This is a genomic window from Kribbella swartbergensis (genome assembly GCF_054784135.1).
In genome coordinates this window covers 241,163-258,034 of record NZ_BAAGPM010000007.1, presented here as the reverse complement: position 1 = coordinate 258,034, position 16,872 = coordinate 241,163, and the positions used below count along the sequence as shown (strand labels likewise).

Genomic DNA, 16,872 nt, shown 5'->3' with positions numbered 1-16,872 from the left:
GGGGTGCGGGTGGGTGGAAAGGATGGGGGCATGACTACACGTTTCGGCATTTTCGTTCCGCAGGGCTGGAAGATGGATCTGGCGCAGATCGCGGATCCGATCGAGCAGTGGGAGGCGATGACTGCCGTCGCCAAGCGCGCGGACGAGCAGTCGTGGGACTCGATCTGGCTGTTCGACCACTTCCACACCGTGCCGGAGCCCAGTGACAACACCACCTTCGAGTGCTGGAGCGCGACGGCCGCGCTGGCCCGCGACACCCAGCGGGTGAACATCGGCCAGATGGTCGGCTGCAACGGTTACCGCAACCCGGCGCTGTACGCCAAGATCGCGTCCACCGTCGACGTCGCCAGCCACGGCCGCCTGTACGCCGGGATCGGCGCGGGCTGGTACGAGCACGAGTGGAAGGCGTACGGCTATGAGTGGACCGAGGTGAAGCCGCGGATGGCGGCGTTCCGCGAGGCCACCGAGATCATCTACAAGATGTGGACCGAGGACAAGCCGGTCTACCAGGGCAAGTACTACTCGATCGACCAGCCGATCAACGAGCCGAAGGGCGTCCGCAAGCCGCACCCGAGCTTCTGGATCGGCGGCGGCGGTCCGCAGGTGACGCTGAAGCTTGTCGCGGAGTACGCCGACGCGGCGAACATCGGCGCCGGCAACCCCGAGGTGATCAAGGAGAAGTGCGACATCCTGCGGCAGCACTGCGAGAAGGTCGGCCGCGACTACGACGAGATCATCAAGTCGACGAACTTCAACGTGTTCCCGATCGACAAGGGTGACGACCCGCAGAAGGCGACCGAGAAGGCGCGCGGCCCGATCGACCGGGAGCGGTTCGACCGGGACAACCTGATCATCACCGAGGACGAGATCGCGAACAGGGTCGAGGCCGCACTGGAGGCCGGCGCCGACTACGTCAACTTCTACGTCCCCGGCGTCGCCTACGACGTCGACCTGGTCGACCGGATGGAGCAGGTCGCCAAGCGCTTCGCCTGAGGAAGAGGTGAGAGCCGGGGTCGAGTAGCCGAGCACTTCGGCTGACCCGGCCTGACCTCCGGCCGAGCATGTGAGGGGTTATCCCCCGGATTGCTCCCTTCTCCCTCATTACGCAAGGGGAAGAACGGGCAATTCGAGGGGATAACCCCTCAAATTGCAGTGCGGCGGGTGGTGACCAAAACCGGTCATGGCGGGTGTACGTCAGGTGGAGTGGTGGACCGGGGCCGAGGGCAACTGTCAGGCTCCCGAAGATGGCCTCGCGTGGGTCGGGGCGTCGGGAGGTATCCCCCTGTGACTACCCGGTCGTCACGTCTCGCGAAGAGCCTGTTCGCGGCGGTGGTCGCCAGTTCCCTGCTGCTGGCGACCACCCCGGCGAACGCCGCCGGCGACAACAACATCACCACCAACGGCAGCACCGCCCAGCCGACGTCCGGCGCGAGCACGCACCGGATCACCCTGGTGACCGGTGACGTCGCCGAACTGACCATCGGCCCGAACGGGCAGGCGTCCGCCCGGCTGACCAGCGACGAGCCGTACTACTTCGGCAACTTCGACGGCGACCTCAGCCTGGTCCCCGCGAAGGCGTACCCGCTGCTCACCGAGGGCCGCCTCGACCAGCGGCTCTTCAACCTCACCGACCTCGTCGCCCAGGGGTACGACGACGCGAGCAGCGACCGGCTGCCGCTCCTCCTCACCGCGCCGTCGACCCTGCGCAGTACGCCGGCCGCCCCGCGAGCCGCGACCGTACGCCGTACCCTTCCCAGCGTCGGCAGCACGGCGGTCAGCGTGCAGAAGTCGGACGCGAGGACCTTCTGGGACAGCGTCAGCGGCCCGACCACGTTCAAGAGCAGTCAGGTCACCAAGATCTGGCTCGACGGCCGGACCCGCGCCACCCTCGACCAGTCCACGAAACAGATCGGTGCCCCCACGGCCTGGGCCTCCGGGTACGACGGCGACGGCGTCAAAGTGGCCGTGCTCGACACCGGGTACGACGCCGGCCACCCCGACCTCGCCAAGCAGGTGATCGCGTCGGAGAGCTTCGTCCCCGACCAGGCGGTCCAGGACCTGCACGGTCACGGCACCCACACGGCGTCGATCGTCGCCGGCCTGGGTACGGCGTCCGCCGGCAACCGCAAGGGGGTTGCGCCGGGTGCCGATCTGCTGATCGGCAAGGTGCTCGACAACACCGGCAGCGGCTTCGACTCCGAGGCGATCGCCGGGATGGAGTGGGCTGTCCAGCAGGGTGCCAAGGTGGTCAACCTGAGCCTGGGCGGCTGGCCGACCGACGGCTCCGACCCGATGAGCGAGGCGGTCGACCGGCTGTCGAAGTCCAGCGGTGCGTTGTTCGTCATCGCGGCCGGTAACGCCGGCGCCGAGGAGACCGTGAGTTCTCCCGGTACGGCGGCCGAGGCGCTGACCGTCGGCGCGGTCGACTCCGACGACAAACTGGCCGGTTTCTCCAGCCGCGGCCCGCGCCTCGGCGACGGCGCGATGAAGCCCGAGGTGACCGCGCCCGGGGTCGAGATCGCCGCCGCCCGCGCGGCTGGGACCGACCAGGGGCACGTGCTCAGTGAGCACTACACCGCGATGAGCGGCACCTCGATGGCGACCCCGCACGTCGCCGGCGCCGCCGCGATCCTCGCCCAGCGCCACCCCGACTGGACCGGGCGGCAACTGAAGGCCGCCCTGGCCGCGACGGCGACGCCGTCGAAGGACGCGACCCCGGACCAGCAGGGCCTCGGGCGGATCGACATCCCGAAGGCGCTCACCCCGTTGGTCCTCCCGGACACGGCGAACCTGTTCTTCGGTGACCTGTCCTGGACCGGCACAGCGCCGGCGCCGGTCACCCGCACTGTTGCCTACCGCAACAACTCCACCACCCCGGTCACCGTCGACCTGACCGTCGGCGCCGAGTCGCCGGCGAAGATCAAGGCCGCGGTCTCGGTCAGCCCGACCCGGTTGACGATCCCGGCCGGCGGTACGGCGTCCGCCACCGTCACCCTCGACCTGGCCAAGACCCAGCCGGCCAAGTACTCCGGCGTCCTCACCGCCCGTGCCGGCACCACGTCGTACCGGACCGGGCTCGCGTTCGCGGCCGGGGGTCGGCTGCACCAGGTGACGGTGAAGGGGATCGGGCGCGACGGCCGGCCCGCGACCACGAAGACCGGTGCTAGCGGCGTCCAGTTGTGGAACCAGGACACCGGTGACGTGAACGCGATCGCGTTCGACCAGACCGGGAGCCGGACCCTCGAGGTGCCGACCGGGCGATACAGCGTGATGGCGTACGCGATGGGCGGCGACGAGGCCGACTGGACGAACTCGATCACGCTGATGGGCGACCCGGACGAGTGGATCGACCGCGACCGCACCTTCGTCTTCGACGCCCGGACCGCGAACAAGGTGACGGTGAAGACGCCGCTGCGGACCGACGCGCAGAGCATCGGGATCGCCTGGCACCGCAGGGTCGGCGACCGCGACGCGGTGTCCGGATGGTCGTTCAACGAGACCGTCGCCAACGGCGTCTACGTGCAGGACTTCGGAAAGGTTGCCAACGGCACCTTTCAGGTGGTGCAGCGCTGGGATCTCGCCCAGCCCAAGCTGACCGTGGACGTCAGCGGCTCGGGCAGCACCTTCCGCCTGCCGACGCCCGAGGAGGGATCGTACCGGCACGTCTTCGTCGGCAACGAGAGGCTGCCGCTGCACAACGGCGGCGACGGTACGCCGACCGAGCTGGCCGGGGCGAAGGACGCCGTGACGCTGGTCCGGTTCATCGGCTGGAACGAGACCGCGCAGCAGGTCGAGGCGGCCAAGGACGCCGGTGCCAAGGCCGTCTTCATGTACAACGAGAAGCCCGGGTTCTGGGGGGCCGGGGCCGAGCAGGGCATCCCGTTCTACAAGCTGCGGGCCGAGCAGGGAAAGCAACTGCTCGACCTGCTCGCCAAGGGGCCGGTGGCTCTGCAGCTCAACGGCCTGCTCGACAGTACCTACCGCTACGACCTGGTTGTCGGCCCGTCCACGGTGGACGGTCCGCTGATGTACGACATCGGGAGGATGCGCCCGGCCGCGGTGACCACGAACTTCCACCGCAACGACGCGTGGTTCCTGCACCGGGACCAGCGGATCGCCTATCTTCCCGGCATCGCCACCGGGCTGTCCGCACGGCGGGAGGTGACCGGTCCGGTCACCCGGACCGACTACCTCGCCAGCGACCAGCGAGACGTCGTGTGGGAGGAAGGGACCGTCGCGGGGGAGTGGAACGAGTCCGGGTTCGAGTACTCGATCGCCCGCACCTATCACCCGAACGAGAAGGTGACCCGCGGCTGGTGGGAGTCGCTGATGCGTCCGGCGACGCCGAACACTGGGCCCGGCACCGAGGCCGAGGGCCTGCCGGCCGCCCGGTTCGAGAACGCGCTGCGGTTCGCGATCCCGCAGTACGTGAGCGGTGACGGCAACGTCTACGGCTGGGGCGACCGTGGGGACGTGACGAAGCTCGAGCTCAGCAGCAACGGCGTGAAGCTCGGCAGCAGGACCTGGTCCCTCGCACAGTTCCCGGTTCCGGAGAAGGCCGCCTGGTACGACCTGACCCTGGACCAGACGCGCGGCCCGAACAGCTGGGCGACCACCTCCACGCGAACCCACACCAAGTGGCGGTTCTTCTCGGGGCCGGCGCGCGAGCGCTCCGTGCTGCCGCTCGTGCAGGTCGACTACAAGGTGGCCGACGGCCGGCTCGAGCTGAAGCCCGAGTACCAGCAGGGAGTCCGTCGCGGCAACCACGGCCTCGGGCTGTTCCGGACCACCGCCGAGATCTCGTACGACGGGAAGACCTGGCAGCCGCTGGCGCTGCGCCCACAGGGTCTCGGCGGCGCGGTGGCCGCGCGGATCCCGGTCGCGCCGGGTGACGCGTCGCACGCGAGCATCCGGGTCACGGCGACCGACCGGGCCGGCAACCGGATCGACCAGACGATCGAGAAGGCCTGGACAGTCCGGTGAACTGACCGACGAAAAAGGGCGACGCCACGAAGCCGGGGGGAGGTGCTCCGTGGCGTCGCCAGGGGCGCGCCCAGGGAGGGGTGGGGGCAGGCGCGCCGGTCCAGTAGGTCAGCTTCCGCCCAGGCCTCCGCCGAGGACGCCCAGCAGCCCGAGGACGGACAGCAGGTTGCGGATCACCTGGTCGACGGCCTTGGTGCCGCCGGTCTGGTAGGCGGTCACACACTTCTGCAACTGGTCCTGGGTCGGCTTGGTGATGGTCACCTTCGCCAGCTCGGACTGGCAGTACTGCGTCGCCTTGGTCAGCTCGCTCAGCGTGCTGCCGGCCGTGCCGACGATGACGCCGGCCGCTGTCTTCAGCGTGGCCACCCCGGGCGCACTCGGCGTCGAGGTGGTCGGCGGCGGCTTCGGTGTCGAGGTGGTCGGGTCGTTCGTGGGCGGCTTGGTGGACGGCTTCGTCGTCGGCTTGGAGGTCGACGGCTGGGTCCTGGTCGGGCTCGTCGTCGGCTTGCCGGTCTGCTCGGTCGACGGCGTCGGCTTCACCGTGCCCGGGTACGTCGGGTTGTCCACCGCCTGCGGCAGGTTGTCGTCCGCCGGGGCGTCGATGGCCGGGTCGCCCACCTGGTCGCCGGCCCGGTCGATGCCCTGGTCGCCGTCCTCGGTCCCGTTGCCGACCGCGATCCAGCTGCCACCGGCGTACGCCCTGGCGATGCTCAGGACCAGGTCGACGTACTGCTGGGAGTGGTTGTAGCGCAGGACGGCCGCGTTGAGGTCGCTCGCCTTGGACAGGTCGGTCTTGCCGGAGCACAGGTAGACCGCGGTCGACATGGCCGCGTCGTCGATGTCCTGCGGGTTCCGGACGCCGTCGCCGTCGCCGTCCACTCCCATCGACCGCCAGGTGCCGGGGATGAACTGCATCGGGCCGACCGCGCGGTCGAACGCGCCGTCGCCGTCGAACGCACCCGCGTCCGTGTCGGTGATCCGCGCCGTGCTCACGCCGTCGAGGCGGGGGCCGAAGATGCCCGGTACGGCGACGCCCTGGGAGTTCAGCGAGTTGCCGCCGAAGCGGCCGTGGTTCGACTCGACCCGGCCGATGGCGGCCACCAGCGTCCAGGGCAGGTTGCAGCCCGGGTCGACCTGGGCCATCACCTGCTGGGCCCGCGAGTACGCCTTCAGCGCCAGGGTCGGGATCCCGTTCCGGGACAGGCCGGAGACGACCTGGGTCGGCTGCTCACCGGGATCGACCCCGTGGCCCACCACGCCCGGCACCGGCACGTTGGCCGGCTCGGCGATCGGTCTGGCCGGTACGACGACCGGGTCCTTGCCGGACACTCCCTGTTCGAGCGAGGCCGTGGCAACCGCCGGATCGTCGGTGGCGCTGACGGTGAACGCGCTCGCGAACAACGCCAACGGGATCAACGGCGCCACCTGGCGCCATCCGTTACCCGTGGCGCGGCGCTTGCCCTTCGCCATCGATGATCCCCTCCGTGACTCATCGACCTGCCCGGCCCCACGCTGCGGACACGTCATGTCGTCGTTCCGGCTGCCGTCGTCCTTTGGTCTAACGTCCGCCCCGTGCGTGGGTTACGCGCCGGACGAGACCGTGTACGAGCGGTCACCGGGTACCCATACTGGCGCGTAACAACGCCCGTGTGAAGCCCCTGGGTCCCGCCCGCCCACCGGGCCGGCCGGTCGGTCGGTGAGAATGGCCCGGTGACAAACCCTGGGCCCGACCACACAGAACAGTCCGCCGCGCTCTTCGATAGGGCCTCCGCAGTCACCCCGGGCGGGGTCAACTCTCCCGTGCGTGCGTTCCGCGCCGTCGGCGGCGTGCCGCGCTTCATGGCATCGGGTGACCGATGTCACATCACGGATGTCGACGGCAACCGCTACCTCGACCTGGTCTGCTCCTGGGGCCCGATGCTGCTCGGCCACGCCCACCCGGAAGTGACCGCCGCCGTCCAGGCCGCCGTGTCCCGGGGTACGTCGTACGGCACGCCGACCGAGACCGAGGTGCTGCTCGCCGAGGAGATCGTCGCCCGGACCCCGGTGGACAAGGTCCGGCTGGTGTCGTCCGGGACCGAGGCGACCATGTCCGCGCTCCGGCTGGCCCGCGGGTTCACCGCGCGCGCCAAGATCGTCAAGTTCGCCGGCTGCTACCACGGCCATGTGGACGCACTGCTGGCCCAGGCCGGCTCCGGTGTGCTGACCCTGGGCATCCCGGGTACGCCGGGGGTCACCGAGGCCACCACGGCCGACACCATCGTGCTGCCGTACAACGACCAGGCCGCCGTCGCCGCCGCCTTCGCCGAGTACGGCGACCAGATCGCGGCCGTCATCACCGAGGCGTCGCCCGGGAACATGGGCGTGGTCCCGCCGCGGGACGACTTCAACGCGTTCCTGGCCCGGATCTGCACCGAGAACGGCGCCCTGTTCATCAGCGACGAGGTGATGACCGGCTTCCGGATCACCCGCTCCGGCTGGTACGGCGTCGACGGCGTCCGCCCGGACCTGATGACGTTCGGCAAGGTGATGGGCGGTGGCTTCCCGGCGGCCGCGTTCGGCGGCCGGGCCGATGTGATGGCCCATCTTGCACCGGAGGGCTCGGTCTACCAGGCCGGGACGCTGTCCGGGAACCCGGTGGCCACCGCGGCCGGCCTGACCACGTTGCGACTGGCAACCGACGAGGTCTACGCCAAGCTCGACGAGACCTCGGCCACCATCCAGCGGCTGGTCGGCACCGCGCTGGAGAAGGAAGGTGTGCCGCACGTCATCCAGGCGGCCGGGAACCTCTTCAGCGTCTTCTTCGTGAACTCCTCGGAGGGACCTGCCGAGATCCGGGACTTCGCGGGGGCGAACGCCCAGGTGCTGCCCCGGTTCGCGGCGTTCTTCCATGCCATGCTGGATGCCGGCGTCTACCTGCCGCCGAGTGCGTTCGAGGCCTGGTTCGTCAGCAGCGCCATCGACGACGACGCGCTGGCCGAGTTGGAGTCCGCCTTGGTCCCGGCCGCCCGTGCGGCAGCCGCAGTACAGAACTGAAGGGAACGGCAGCGGTGACCGAAACGACGGTCGTGCACCTGATGCGTCACGGCGAGGTGCACAACCCGACCGGAGTGCTCTACGGCCGGATCCCCGACTTCCACCTGTCCGAACTGGGCCGGAAGATGGCCGAGCGGGTCGCCGAGCACGTGGCCGGCCGCGACATCGTCCACCTGGTCAGCTCGCCGCTGGAGCGGGCCCAGGAGACAATGGAGCCGATCGCCAAGGTCTTCGGGCTGACCCCGGACATCGACGAGCGGGTGATCGAGGCGGCGAACCTGTTCGAGGGCAGGAAGTTCGGCGTCGGCGACGGTGCGTTGCGGAACCCGAGCGCCTGGTGGCTGCTGCGCAACCCGATCAAGCCGTCCTGGGGTGAGCCGTACCAGCAGATCGTCCGCCGGATGCGGGACGCGATCGAGACCGCCCGGCAGAAGGCCGCCGGGCACGAGGCGCTGATCGTGTCGCACCAGCTGCCGATCTGGATCGTCCGGTCCGCGATCGAGGGCCGCCGGCTGCCGCACGACCCGCGCAAGCGGCAGTGCAGCCTGGCCAGCCTCACCTCGTTCACCTTCCACGGTGAGACGATTGTCTCGGTGGGGTACGCCGAGCCGGCGAAGGACCTGTTGCCGGTGAAGAACCCCAAGAAGTTCGTGGGTGGAGCGTGATGGTTCGTCGTACGGCGTTCGCCGTCGCCGCGGTGCTGGTGGTCGCGGGCTGCAGCTCGGGAGAGCAGGCGGCGGAGAACCGGCAGGGCCAGACCGGGTTCGTCAGCGGCTCGGGCAACGTGTCCGTGTTCGCCCCCGCCGAGCGCAAGCCGGCGCCGGCGATCAGCGGCACGACCCTCGACGACAAGCCCTGGAGCCTGGCCGACCAGGCCGGCAAGGTCGTCGTGCTGAACGTGTGGGGTTCGTGGTGCTCGCCGTGCCGGAAGGAAGCGCCCGACCTGGTCGCGGCGGCGAAGGAACTCGGCCCGTCGGTGCAGTTCGTCGGGCTGAACACCCGGGACCTGGACAAGGCGCCGGCCCGCAAGTTCGCCCAGGAGTTCGGCGTGACGTACCCGAGCATCTACGACCCGAGCGGCAAGCTGCTGCTCGGCTTCCGCGGGCAGATCAGTGCGTCCGCGATCCCGAGCACGCTGGTGATCGACAAGAACGGCAAGGTCGCCGCGCGGGTCATCGGTGAGGTCACCAAGCAGACCCTGGTCGGCATGGTGAAAGATGCCCAATGAGGGCGCTGTCTGATGGCTGAGTGGTTCGCCGAGTCGATGACGGGCTCGATGCTGCTGGCACTGCCGATCGCGGTGCTGGCCGGCACGATCTCGTTCTTCTCGCCGTGCGTCGTACCCCTGCTGCCCGGTTACCTGTCCTACGTGACCGGGCTGTCCGCGGCCGAGCTGGGCTCGAAGCAGCGCGGGCGGATGCTGGCCGGGACCGCCTTGTTCGTGGCCGGCTTCTCGACCGTGTTCATCCTGACCGGCGTGGTCTTCGGAGCCGCCGGGGACGTGTTGCTCGAGCATCAGACCACGATCACGCGGGTGCTCGGTGCGCTGACCGTCGTCCTGGGCCTGGTGTTCCTCGGCGGGTTCGGGTTCCTGCAGAAGGACCTGCGCGTGCACCGGGTGCCGGCGGTCGGGATCGCGGCGGCGCCGCTACTCGGCGTACTGTTCGGATTCGGCTGGACGCCGTGTATCGGGCCGACGCTCGGCACCGTGATGACGCTGGCCGCGACCGAGGGCAGCACCGGGCGGGGCGCCACGCTGGCGATGGTGTTCAGCCTCGGGCTGGGCATCCCGTTCATCGTCGCGGCGCTGGCGTTCCGGCGGATGCTGGCCGCGGTGGCCTGGGTGCGGGCGCACCAGGTGCTGGTCATCCGGATCGGCGGCGTACTGATGATCGCGGTGGGACTGCTGCTGCTGACAGGAGTGTGGGAGTCGATGACCGCCGATCTGCGGCAGTGGGTCAGCAACTTCGGGTCGGCGGTGTGATGTGACCGAGGTCAAGGACCGGATCACCGCGCCGCCGGAGCCACCGCCCGCGCTCGGGTTCGTGGGGTGGCTGCGCTGGAGCTGGCGCCAGCTCACGTCGATGAAGACCGCGCTGGTCCTGCTGTTCCTGCTCGCGCTGGGCGCCGTGCCGGGATCACTGATCCCGCAGACGCCGGTCGACCCGATCAAGGTGGCGGACTTCCTCGAGGCGCACCCGAACCTCGGCCCGATCTACGACAAGCTCGGGTTGTTCGACGTCTACAAGTCGGCCTGGTTCTCGGCCATCTACCTGCTGTTGTTCATCTCGCTGATCGGGTGCGTGGTGCCCCGGCTCGGCGTGTACCTGAAGGCCGTCCGGTCCCGCCCGCCGAAGCCGCCGCGCAACCTGAACCGGCTGCCCGGCTACCAGAGCTTCACCGTCGACGCCCCGGGTGACGTGCTCGCGGCCGCGACCCGCGAGCTGCGCAAGCGGCGGTTCCGGGTCCAGACGTACGACGGTGCCGTCGGGGCCGAGCGCGGTTACCTGCGCGAGGCCGGCAACCTGGTCTTCCACTTCTCCCTGATCCTCGCGCTGATCGGGGTCGCCTGGGGCTCGCTGTACGGCTACCGCGGTACCGTCCTCGTTGTCGTCGGCAACAGTTTCTCCAACTCGCTGGCGCAGTACGACGACTTCGCGCCGGGCCGGGTGTTCAGCGAGGACGACCTGCCACCGTTCTCGCTGACCGTGAAGGACTTCCACGTGAAGTTCCAGGAGGACGGTCCGCAGCGCGGCGCGGCCCGCGAGTTCAACGCGCAGCTTGGCTACCAGGAGACGCCGGACGCGCCGGAGAAGTCGTACGACCTGAGGGTCAACCACCCGCTCAAGCTCGACGGCAGCAGCGTCTACCTGCTCGGCCACGGCTACGCGCCGCGGGTGACGGTGCGGGACGGGAACGGCCAGGTCGCGTTCTCCGGGCCGGCGCCGTTCCTGCCGCAGGACGGCAACTTCTCGTCGTTCGGCGTGATCAAGGCCCCCGACGCCCGGCCGGCCCAGCTCGGCTTCGAAGGGTTCTTCCTGCCGACCGCGGTGATCGACGAGCGCGGCCCGGTCTCGGTGTTCCCCGACGACCTCGAGCCGTGGCTGGTGATGACGGCGTACTACGGCCGGCCGCAACCGGAGACCGGGAAGCCGCAGTCGGTGTACCAGTTGGACAAGTCCAAGCTGACGCAGTTCGAGCAGGACGGCGACAAGCTGCGCTTCCGGCTCGCCCCGGGCCAGAGCTTCGCGCTGCCGGACAAGGCGGGGTCGATCACCTTCGACGGCTACAGCCGCTGGGTGAAGCTGCAGGTCAGCCACACGCCGGGCACGGACCTCGCGCTGGCGGGCGTCCTGCTCGCGATTCTCGGGCTGATGGGATCGCTGTTCGTGCACCCACGGCGTACCTGGGTGCGGGTCCGGACCGAGGACGGGCGTACCGTGGTCGAGGTCGCGGGGCTGGACCGCGGACCCGAGCGCGGCCTCGGTGACGAGATCCAGGCGATCAGCCAGGCACTCCAACCAGATCGATCGAGCACGCAGGAGAAACCATGAGCCCGGAGACCTACGCGCAAGTCTCCAACCTGCTGGTCCCGACCGCCACGGTCATCTACGCCCTGGCGATGGTCTCGCACGCCCTGGAGTGGGCGATGGGCCGCGCCGCGGTGGCCAAGGCCGTGGTGAAGGAAGAGGTTCTCGTCGCCTCCGACGGTGAGCGGGTGAACGCGGGCGCCGCGAGCGAGGACGTCGACGACAGCACGGCCGGCCGAACCGAGCGGATGGAGGCGGCGAGCCGGGTCGGGTTGCTGCTGACCTGGCTGGCGTTCGTGCTGCACCTGGGCGGTGTCGTGACGCGTGGTCTCGCGGCCGACCGGGTGCCGTGGGGCAACATGTACGAGTTCACGATCACGGCCTCGCTCGCGGTCACCGCGGTCTACCTGCTCTTCGTGCACCGGTACCGGCTGCAGTGGCTGGGACTCGGCGTCACCCTGGTGGTGGCCGCCGTACTGGGTCTCGCAACGCTTGCGCTCTACACCCCGGCCGGGCCGCTGGTGCCGGCGCTGCACTCGTACTGGCTCGTCATCCACGTGTCCGCGGCGGCCATCTCCGGTGGTGCGTTCACCGTCGGCGGACTGGTCTCTGTGCTCTACCTGATCAAGACGCGGGCCGAGAAGCGCGTACTGGCCGGCGGGACCATGTCGGCGTCGTTGCGGCGGCTGCCGAGTGCCGAGGCGATGGACGGTACGGCGTACAAGGTGCTGGCGTTCGCCTTCCCGCTGTGGACCTTCGGCGTCCTGGTGGCCGGGCCGATCTGGGCCGAGTACGCCTGGGGCCGGTACTGGGGCTGGGACCCGAAGGAGGTCTGGTCGCTGGTCACCTGGGTGGTGTACGCCGCCTACCTGCACGCCCGGGCGACGGCCGGCTGGCGTGGCCGCCGGGCCGCGGTGATCGCGATCGTCGGCTGGGTCGTCTTCGTCTTCAACTTCGTCGGAGTGAACCTGTTGGTCTCCGGTCTGCACTCCTACGCTGGGGTGTGAGATGAAGGAGTTCGCCATCTACACCGGCCTGCGGGCGGCCCTGTTCGCCGCCTGCTTCGCCGTGCTGTGGTTCGCCCTGCGCACCTGGCTGACGGTTTGGCCGATCGCACTGCTGGCCCTGATCGTCTCGTCCATCCTCTCCATCTTCGTCCTCCGCGCCGCCCGTGACCGCCTGGCCGACAAGATCGAGCACCGCGCGGAGAAGATCGCCCACCGCATCGAACAGTCCCGCACCGCCGAGGACGACGACTGACCGCTCGCCGGCGTACTGCCCGTCGCGGCCGGAACAACCGGTCCGCAGCGGCGTGGAACACCTGATCGCGGCTTGGACCACCTGGTGGCGGCTCTGGTCACCTGGTCGCGGCTTCGACCACCTACTGGTGGGCTTGGACAGGAAATGACCAGTCCAGGCCCACCAGTTCTTGTTGATGCTCCCCGCGTGATGCCGCGGTTTTCCGGCGGCGGGACGGCGTACCACTGGAGAACTGGTACGGAGAGTGACGCAGGCCACTCGGGCTATCTGCCGAAAATCATTTGTGCATTCCTTCACATGAGCCGTAGAGTGATGGATGAAACGAAACCGTTTCGTTCTATTCGTGGCGTATTGCTTACACAGGGTGATCAGTGGTGGAGTCAGCGGGAGTGCGGCAGCGGCCTCGGGTCGAGGGCGATCGCGAAGAGGAGATCCTCGACGCGACCGTCGCGCTGGTGGCCGAGTTCGGCTACGACCGGCTGACCATGGACGCGGTGGCGACGGCCGCCAAGGCCAGCAAGGCGACGCTGTACCGGCGCTGGTCCACCAAGGCCGACCTGGTCGTCGACGCGATCAGCCGGGCGAAGGGCTGCCCGATGCCCGAGGACGTCGACACCGGCAGCCTGCGGGGCGACCTGATCTCGATGTCGTGCGGCGACGGCGGCTTCACCGACGAGCTTCCGATGTCGGTGACCGCCGGTCTGCTCACCGCGTTGCACCGGGACCCGGACCTGCAGAAGGCGTTCAAGGAGCGCTTCCTGGCGCCTCGGCAGCAGCTGGTGGCCAGGGTTTACGAACGGGCCGTCCAGCGCGGCGAGATCGGGCCGGCCGTCGACGTCGAGCTGCTGGCGGTGACGCTGCCGGCTCTCATCGTGCACCACGCCTACATCCTCGGCGTCGAGCCCACCGACGACCTGGTCCTCCGAGTGATCGACCACGTGATCCTGCCTGCGGCGCGGGGGTCGCAGGCGAGCTGACCGGTGAGGGGCCGGTCCGCAGCTACCAACGCAGTCTGCCAAGAGGGGAAGTTTTTCATGTCAGAAGACGTCGTCAAGGCCGATCCGCCGGAGGACCGGCCGGCCGACACGGTGGCCGATCCGCAGCCGGGTCACGGTCACCGCCACCTCGGCATCGCGCTCGCGCTGATCAGCATGGCGCAGCTGATGGTGGTGCTGGACGGCACCATCGTCAACATCGCGTTGCCGCACATCCAGACCGATCTCGGCTTCAGCATCGCGTCGCTGCCGTGGGTGGTGAACGCGTACGCGCTGGCCTTCGGTGGCCTGCTGCTGCTCGGCGGCCGGATCGGCGACATCGTCGGGCGCCGCAAGGTGTTCATGTTCGGTGTCGTGCTGTTCGGTGTCGCCTCGTTCATCGGCGGTATCGCGCAGAACGAGACGATTCTGCTGGCCAGCCGGATCCTCCAGGGGGTTGCGGCCGCGGCGGCCTCGCCGAACGCGCTGGCCCTGATCACCACCACCTTCCCGGCCGGCAAGGAGCGCAACCGCGCGATGGCCGTGTACGCCGCGATGTCCGGTGCGGGCGCTGCCGTCGGCCTGATCCTGGGTGGTCTGCTGACCGAGGCGTCGTGGCGCTGGACCTTCTTCATCAACACCCCGATCGGCCTGATCGTGGCGGTGCTCGCGGTGCGCTACCTGGGTGAGTCGGCCCGCCAGACCGGCAAGTTCGACCTGCCCGGCGCGATCACCGGGACCGTCGGTCTGACCGCGCTGGTGTACGGCCTGACGCACGCCGCCGAAGAGGGCTGGGGCGACTCTGTCACGCTGGCCTTCATCCTCGGCGGACTGGCGCTGATCGCGGTCTTCCTCACCATCGAGGCCCGCTCGCGGCACGCGCTGATGCCGTTCCGGATCCTCGCGAACCGGACCCGCGGAGTGAGCTTCTTCGTGATGCTGATCGTCGGCGCCGCGATGTTCTCGATGTTCTACTTCCTCGGCATCTTCATCCAGTCCATCCTGGGCTACAGCGCGCTGAAGACCGGTTTCGCGTTCCTGCCGTTCAGCTTCGGCATCGTGGCCGCGGCGCAGGTCGCCTCGACGCTGGTGTCGCGGGTCGACCCGCGCTGGATCTCCGGTGCCGGTGCGGCGCTGGCCGCCGGCGGGATGTTCGGCTTCAGCCAGCTCGACGTGACGTCGACGTACTTCACGCATCTTCTGCCGTACATCCTGCTGCTGTCCTTCGGGATGGGCCTGATCTTCGTACCGCTCACGCTGACCGCGGTCAGTGGTGTGGCGAACGAGGACTCCGGTGTCGGTTCCGCGGTACTGAACACGGTGCAGCAGATCGGTGGCGCGATCGGCCTCGCCCTGCTCGGGACGGTCTCCACCAACGCGATCAAGGACCGGTTCGCCGAGCTCGCCCCGGGGCTGCAGAAGGCAGCCGAGTCAGGTCAGTCGCCGGAGCAGCTCAAGCAGTTGGAGCTGCAGTTCACCGGGATCGCCACCACGCACGGCTTCACCCGGGCGTTCCTGGTGTCGGCGTTCATCATCCTCGGTGCCGCCCTGATCACCCTGATCGGCCTGTCCGTCAAGCACAAGGACCTCGCGAACGACGGCCAACCCGTCCACATGGGCTGACCGAAAAAGCCCGAAGGGCCCGCTTCCCGGGAGGGGGGAAGCGGGCCCTTCGTCGTACCGTCAGGCGCGCGGGGGGAACTTCGAGGAGACCCAGTCGCGGACGCCGCCGAGGCCGTCGCCGAGTTCGCGGAGGAGTTTGGCGAGCGGGTCCTGGGAGCGGGCGAAGGCGTCGGAGTACGACTTGGCCGCATTCCTCGCCTCCTGGGACATCGAGGCGCCGGCGTCGTCCTGCCGCTTCGGGTAGGTGCCGGAGACGATCTGGGTGTACTCGCCCTCGTCCACCCAGCGCCGCAGCTCGTGCGCCCGGATGACGGCCAGCGGATGCGACTGGGCCTCGAGCAGCAGCAGCTTGAGCACGCTGTCGCGCAGGTCGCCGGCGCTCTCGTACTCGGTTCCCTGCGCCAGGAACGCCGTGGTGTCGAGCTGACCGAGCTGGCCGCCGCTGGCCAGCTTCATCTGGACCCGCAGCGCGACCGCGGGATCCTGTACGGCGAGCAGACCGGCCCGGTCGCCGGACAGCTCGGCCTTGCGGGACCACTCGTGCAGGGCGGCGATGATCGCGCGGATGCCGAGTGCGCCGATCGGCATCCAGTTCACCGCGCCGGTGAGCCGCATCAGCCAGAACAGCAGCGACTGGTAGAGCGCGTGGCCGCTCTGCGCGTGGCCGAGCTCGTGACCGAGGATGAACCGCAGCTCCTCCTCGTCCAGGCCCTGCAGCATCGCGCTGTTGACCACGATGAACGGCCGGTCCATGCCGATGGTGACCGCGTTCCAGACCGGGCTGTTGGTGATGTACAGCTCGGGCAGCTGCCGTACGTCGAGCGTCGTACCGGCCTCGGTGTAGAGCCGGTGCACGGTCGGGAACTGCCGCTCGTCGACCCGGATCGCCGAACCGAGGAACTGCAGCCGGAAGGCCCGCTCGTTGATCAGCCCGGACAGCTTTCGGAGCACGAAGTCGAACCCCTTCAGCTGCCGCAGCGCCACCAGCGCGCCCCGGTCCGCGGGGTGCTCCCACGCGCGCGAACTGATATCCGTCAAGGTGGTCCGCTGCCGCGTCGGCCGCTCGTCGTGCTCGCTCATGGCTCCCCCTGCGTCGACATCGTGTCCGACAAACCTAGCTCGCCGCCGGGTCGCGGGTGCGGGGGTTTGAGCAACCAGGCGACGAGCAGGGTGGGCAGCCAGCTGAGTGGTACGACGGCCCAGCCGAGGCCGGTCTGGACGAGGCCGCCCATGATCAGCACGCTCAGCGCCGTGCCGCACAGCCAGTACCAAACCGCATTCCAGCCGGGATACCGCACCGCACGGCGGTGCCCGACGATCGCCAGCGGGATCGTCCCCGGCAACGCGGCGCAGACCCCGACCAGCGCCAAGACGCCCATGATCACCGCCACTTCAGCCGGCGAGAACTCAATCGGACCCATCGAAACCATAGGTCTCATCGTCCCGTCGCCGCGTTCAGTCACCGA

Annotated in this window: 14 protein-coding genes; 11 read left to right on the top strand and 3 right to left on the bottom strand. The window is 69.4% G+C overall.

Annotated features, from left to right (window positions below; translation table 11 throughout):
- Positions 1 to 30: 30 nt before the first annotated feature.
- Both ACYVOK_RS02735 and ACYVOK_RS02730 read left to right on the top strand, forming a co-directional pair.
- Positions 31 to 993: an LLM class F420-dependent oxidoreductase gene (locus tag ACYVOK_RS02735; RefSeq protein ID WP_460660605.1), complete on the top strand. Its 963-nt coding sequence runs from the start codon at positions 31 to 33 to the stop codon at positions 991 to 993.
- Between the two features lie 291 nt (positions 994 to 1,284).
- Positions 1,285 to 4,983 (top strand): S8 family peptidase, encoded by a 3,699-nt coding sequence (locus ACYVOK_RS02730; RefSeq protein WP_460660604.1) that lies wholly within the window; start codon positions 1,285 to 1,287, stop codon positions 4,981 to 4,983.
- Between the two features lie 108 nt (positions 4,984 to 5,091).
- Here ACYVOK_RS02730 and ACYVOK_RS02725 read toward each other — a convergent pair whose 3' ends face one another.
- Positions 5,092 to 6,453 carry a lytic transglycosylase domain-containing protein gene (locus ACYVOK_RS02725; protein ID WP_460660603.1) on the bottom strand — a complete coding sequence of 454 codons (1,362 nt, stop codon included), beginning with the start codon at positions 6,451 to 6,453 and terminating at the stop codon, positions 5,092 to 5,094.
- Positions 6,454 to 6,693: 240 nt separating this feature from the next.
- Between ACYVOK_RS02725 and hemL the strand changes: the two genes are divergently transcribed.
- The 9 genes from hemL to ACYVOK_RS02680 all read left to right on the top strand — a co-directional run bounded on the left by hemL (position 6,694) and on the right by ACYVOK_RS02680 (position 15,406).
- Positions 6,694 to 8,019: a glutamate-1-semialdehyde 2,1-aminomutase gene (hemL, locus tag ACYVOK_RS02720; RefSeq protein ID WP_460660602.1), complete on the top strand. Its 1,326-nt coding sequence runs from the start codon at positions 6,694 to 6,696 to the stop codon at positions 8,017 to 8,019.
- Between the two features lie 14 nt (positions 8,020 to 8,033).
- Positions 8,034 to 8,684 (top strand): histidine phosphatase family protein, encoded by a 651-nt coding sequence (locus ACYVOK_RS02715; protein ID WP_460660601.1) that lies wholly within the window; start codon positions 8,034 to 8,036, stop codon positions 8,682 to 8,684.
- Positions 8,684 to 9,247, top strand: a complete 564-nt coding sequence (locus ACYVOK_RS02710) for a TlpA family protein disulfide reductase (RefSeq protein ID WP_460660600.1) — start codon at positions 8,684 to 8,686, stop codon at positions 9,245 to 9,247. The genes ACYVOK_RS02715 and ACYVOK_RS02710 overlap by 1 nt, the downstream gene beginning before the upstream one ends.
- A 12-nt stretch (positions 9,248 to 9,259) precedes the next feature.
- Positions 9,260 to 10,003, top strand: coding sequence for a cytochrome c biogenesis CcdA family protein (locus ACYVOK_RS02705; protein ID WP_460660599.1), 744 nt, complete (start codon positions 9,260 to 9,262; stop codon positions 10,001 to 10,003).
- A 1-nt stretch (position 10,004) separates the two neighbouring features.
- Positions 10,005 to 11,573 (top strand): cytochrome c biogenesis protein ResB, encoded by a 1,569-nt coding sequence (resB, locus tag ACYVOK_RS02700; RefSeq protein ID WP_460660598.1) that lies wholly within the window; start codon positions 10,005 to 10,007, stop codon positions 11,571 to 11,573.
- Positions 11,570 to 12,556, top strand: coding sequence for a c-type cytochrome biogenesis protein CcsB (gene ccsB / locus ACYVOK_RS02695; RefSeq protein WP_460660597.1), 987 nt, complete (start codon positions 11,570 to 11,572; stop codon positions 12,554 to 12,556). The genes resB and ccsB overlap by 4 nt, the downstream gene beginning before the upstream one ends.
- A 1-nt stretch (position 12,557) precedes the next feature.
- The gene (locus ACYVOK_RS02690; RefSeq protein WP_460660596.1) at positions 12,558 to 12,809 is read left to right on the top strand and encodes a DUF4229 domain-containing protein; all 252 of its coding nucleotides are present in this window, start codon (positions 12,558 to 12,560) and stop codon (positions 12,807 to 12,809) included.
- A 374-nt stretch (positions 12,810 to 13,183) separates the two neighbouring features.
- Complete coding sequence (locus ACYVOK_RS02685; RefSeq protein WP_460660595.1) at positions 13,184 to 13,786, top strand: TetR/AcrR family transcriptional regulator; 603 nt, start codon at positions 13,184 to 13,186, stop codon at positions 13,784 to 13,786.
- A 57-nt stretch (positions 13,787 to 13,843) separates the two neighbouring features.
- A complete protein-coding gene (locus ACYVOK_RS02680; protein WP_460660594.1) occupies positions 13,844 to 15,406 on the top strand; it encodes an MFS transporter in 1,563 nt (520 codons plus the stop codon).
- A 60-nt stretch (positions 15,407 to 15,466) separates the two neighbouring features.
- On the opposite strand, the gene ACYVOK_RS02675 is transcribed toward ACYVOK_RS02680, so the two are convergent.
- Together ACYVOK_RS02675 and ACYVOK_RS02670 are read right to left on the bottom strand one after the other, a co-directional pair.
- Positions 15,467 to 16,486, bottom strand: coding sequence for a M48 family metallopeptidase (locus ACYVOK_RS02675; RefSeq protein WP_460660593.1), 1,020 nt, complete (start codon positions 16,484 to 16,486; stop codon positions 15,467 to 15,469).
- Positions 16,483 to 16,827: a hypothetical protein gene (locus ACYVOK_RS02670; RefSeq protein ID WP_460660592.1), complete on the bottom strand. Its 345-nt coding sequence runs from the start codon at positions 16,825 to 16,827 to the stop codon at positions 16,483 to 16,485. The genes ACYVOK_RS02675 and ACYVOK_RS02670 overlap by 4 nt, the downstream gene beginning before the upstream one ends.
- Positions 16,828 to 16,872: the final 45 nt, after the last annotated feature.

What these genes read in the sequence shown, in the direction of transcription:
- ACYVOK_RS02735 (WP_460660605.1), top strand. Translation starts at nt 31, where the DNA reads ATGACTACACGTTTCGGCATTTTCGTTCCGCAGGGCTGGAAGATGGAT.
- ACYVOK_RS02725 (WP_460660603.1), bottom strand. Translation starts at nt 6,453, where the DNA reads ATGGCGAAGGGCAAGCGCCGCGCCACGGGTAACGGATGGCGCCAGGTG.
- ACYVOK_RS02710 (WP_460660600.1), top strand. Translation starts at nt 8,684, where the DNA reads ATGGTTCGTCGTACGGCGTTCGCCGTCGCCGCGGTGCTGGTGGTCGCG.
- ACYVOK_RS02705 (WP_460660599.1), top strand. Translation starts at nt 9,260, where the DNA reads ATGGCTGAGTGGTTCGCCGAGTCGATGACGGGCTCGATGCTGCTGGCA.
- ccsB (WP_460660597.1), top strand. Translation starts at nt 11,570, where the DNA reads ATGAGCCCGGAGACCTACGCGCAAGTCTCCAACCTGCTGGTCCCGACC.
- ACYVOK_RS02690 (WP_460660596.1), top strand. Translation starts at nt 12,558, where the DNA reads ATGAAGGAGTTCGCCATCTACACCGGCCTGCGGGCGGCCCTGTTCGCC.
- ACYVOK_RS02680 (WP_460660594.1), top strand. Translation starts at nt 13,844, where the DNA reads ATGTCAGAAGACGTCGTCAAGGCCGATCCGCCGGAGGACCGGCCGGCC.
- ACYVOK_RS02675 (WP_460660593.1), bottom strand. Translation starts at nt 16,486, where the DNA reads ATGAGCGAGCACGACGAGCGGCCGACGCGGCAGCGGACCACCTTGACG.
- ACYVOK_RS02670 (WP_460660592.1), bottom strand. Translation starts at nt 16,827, where the DNA reads ATGGGTCCGATTGAGTTCTCGCCGGCTGAAGTGGCGGTGATCATGGGC.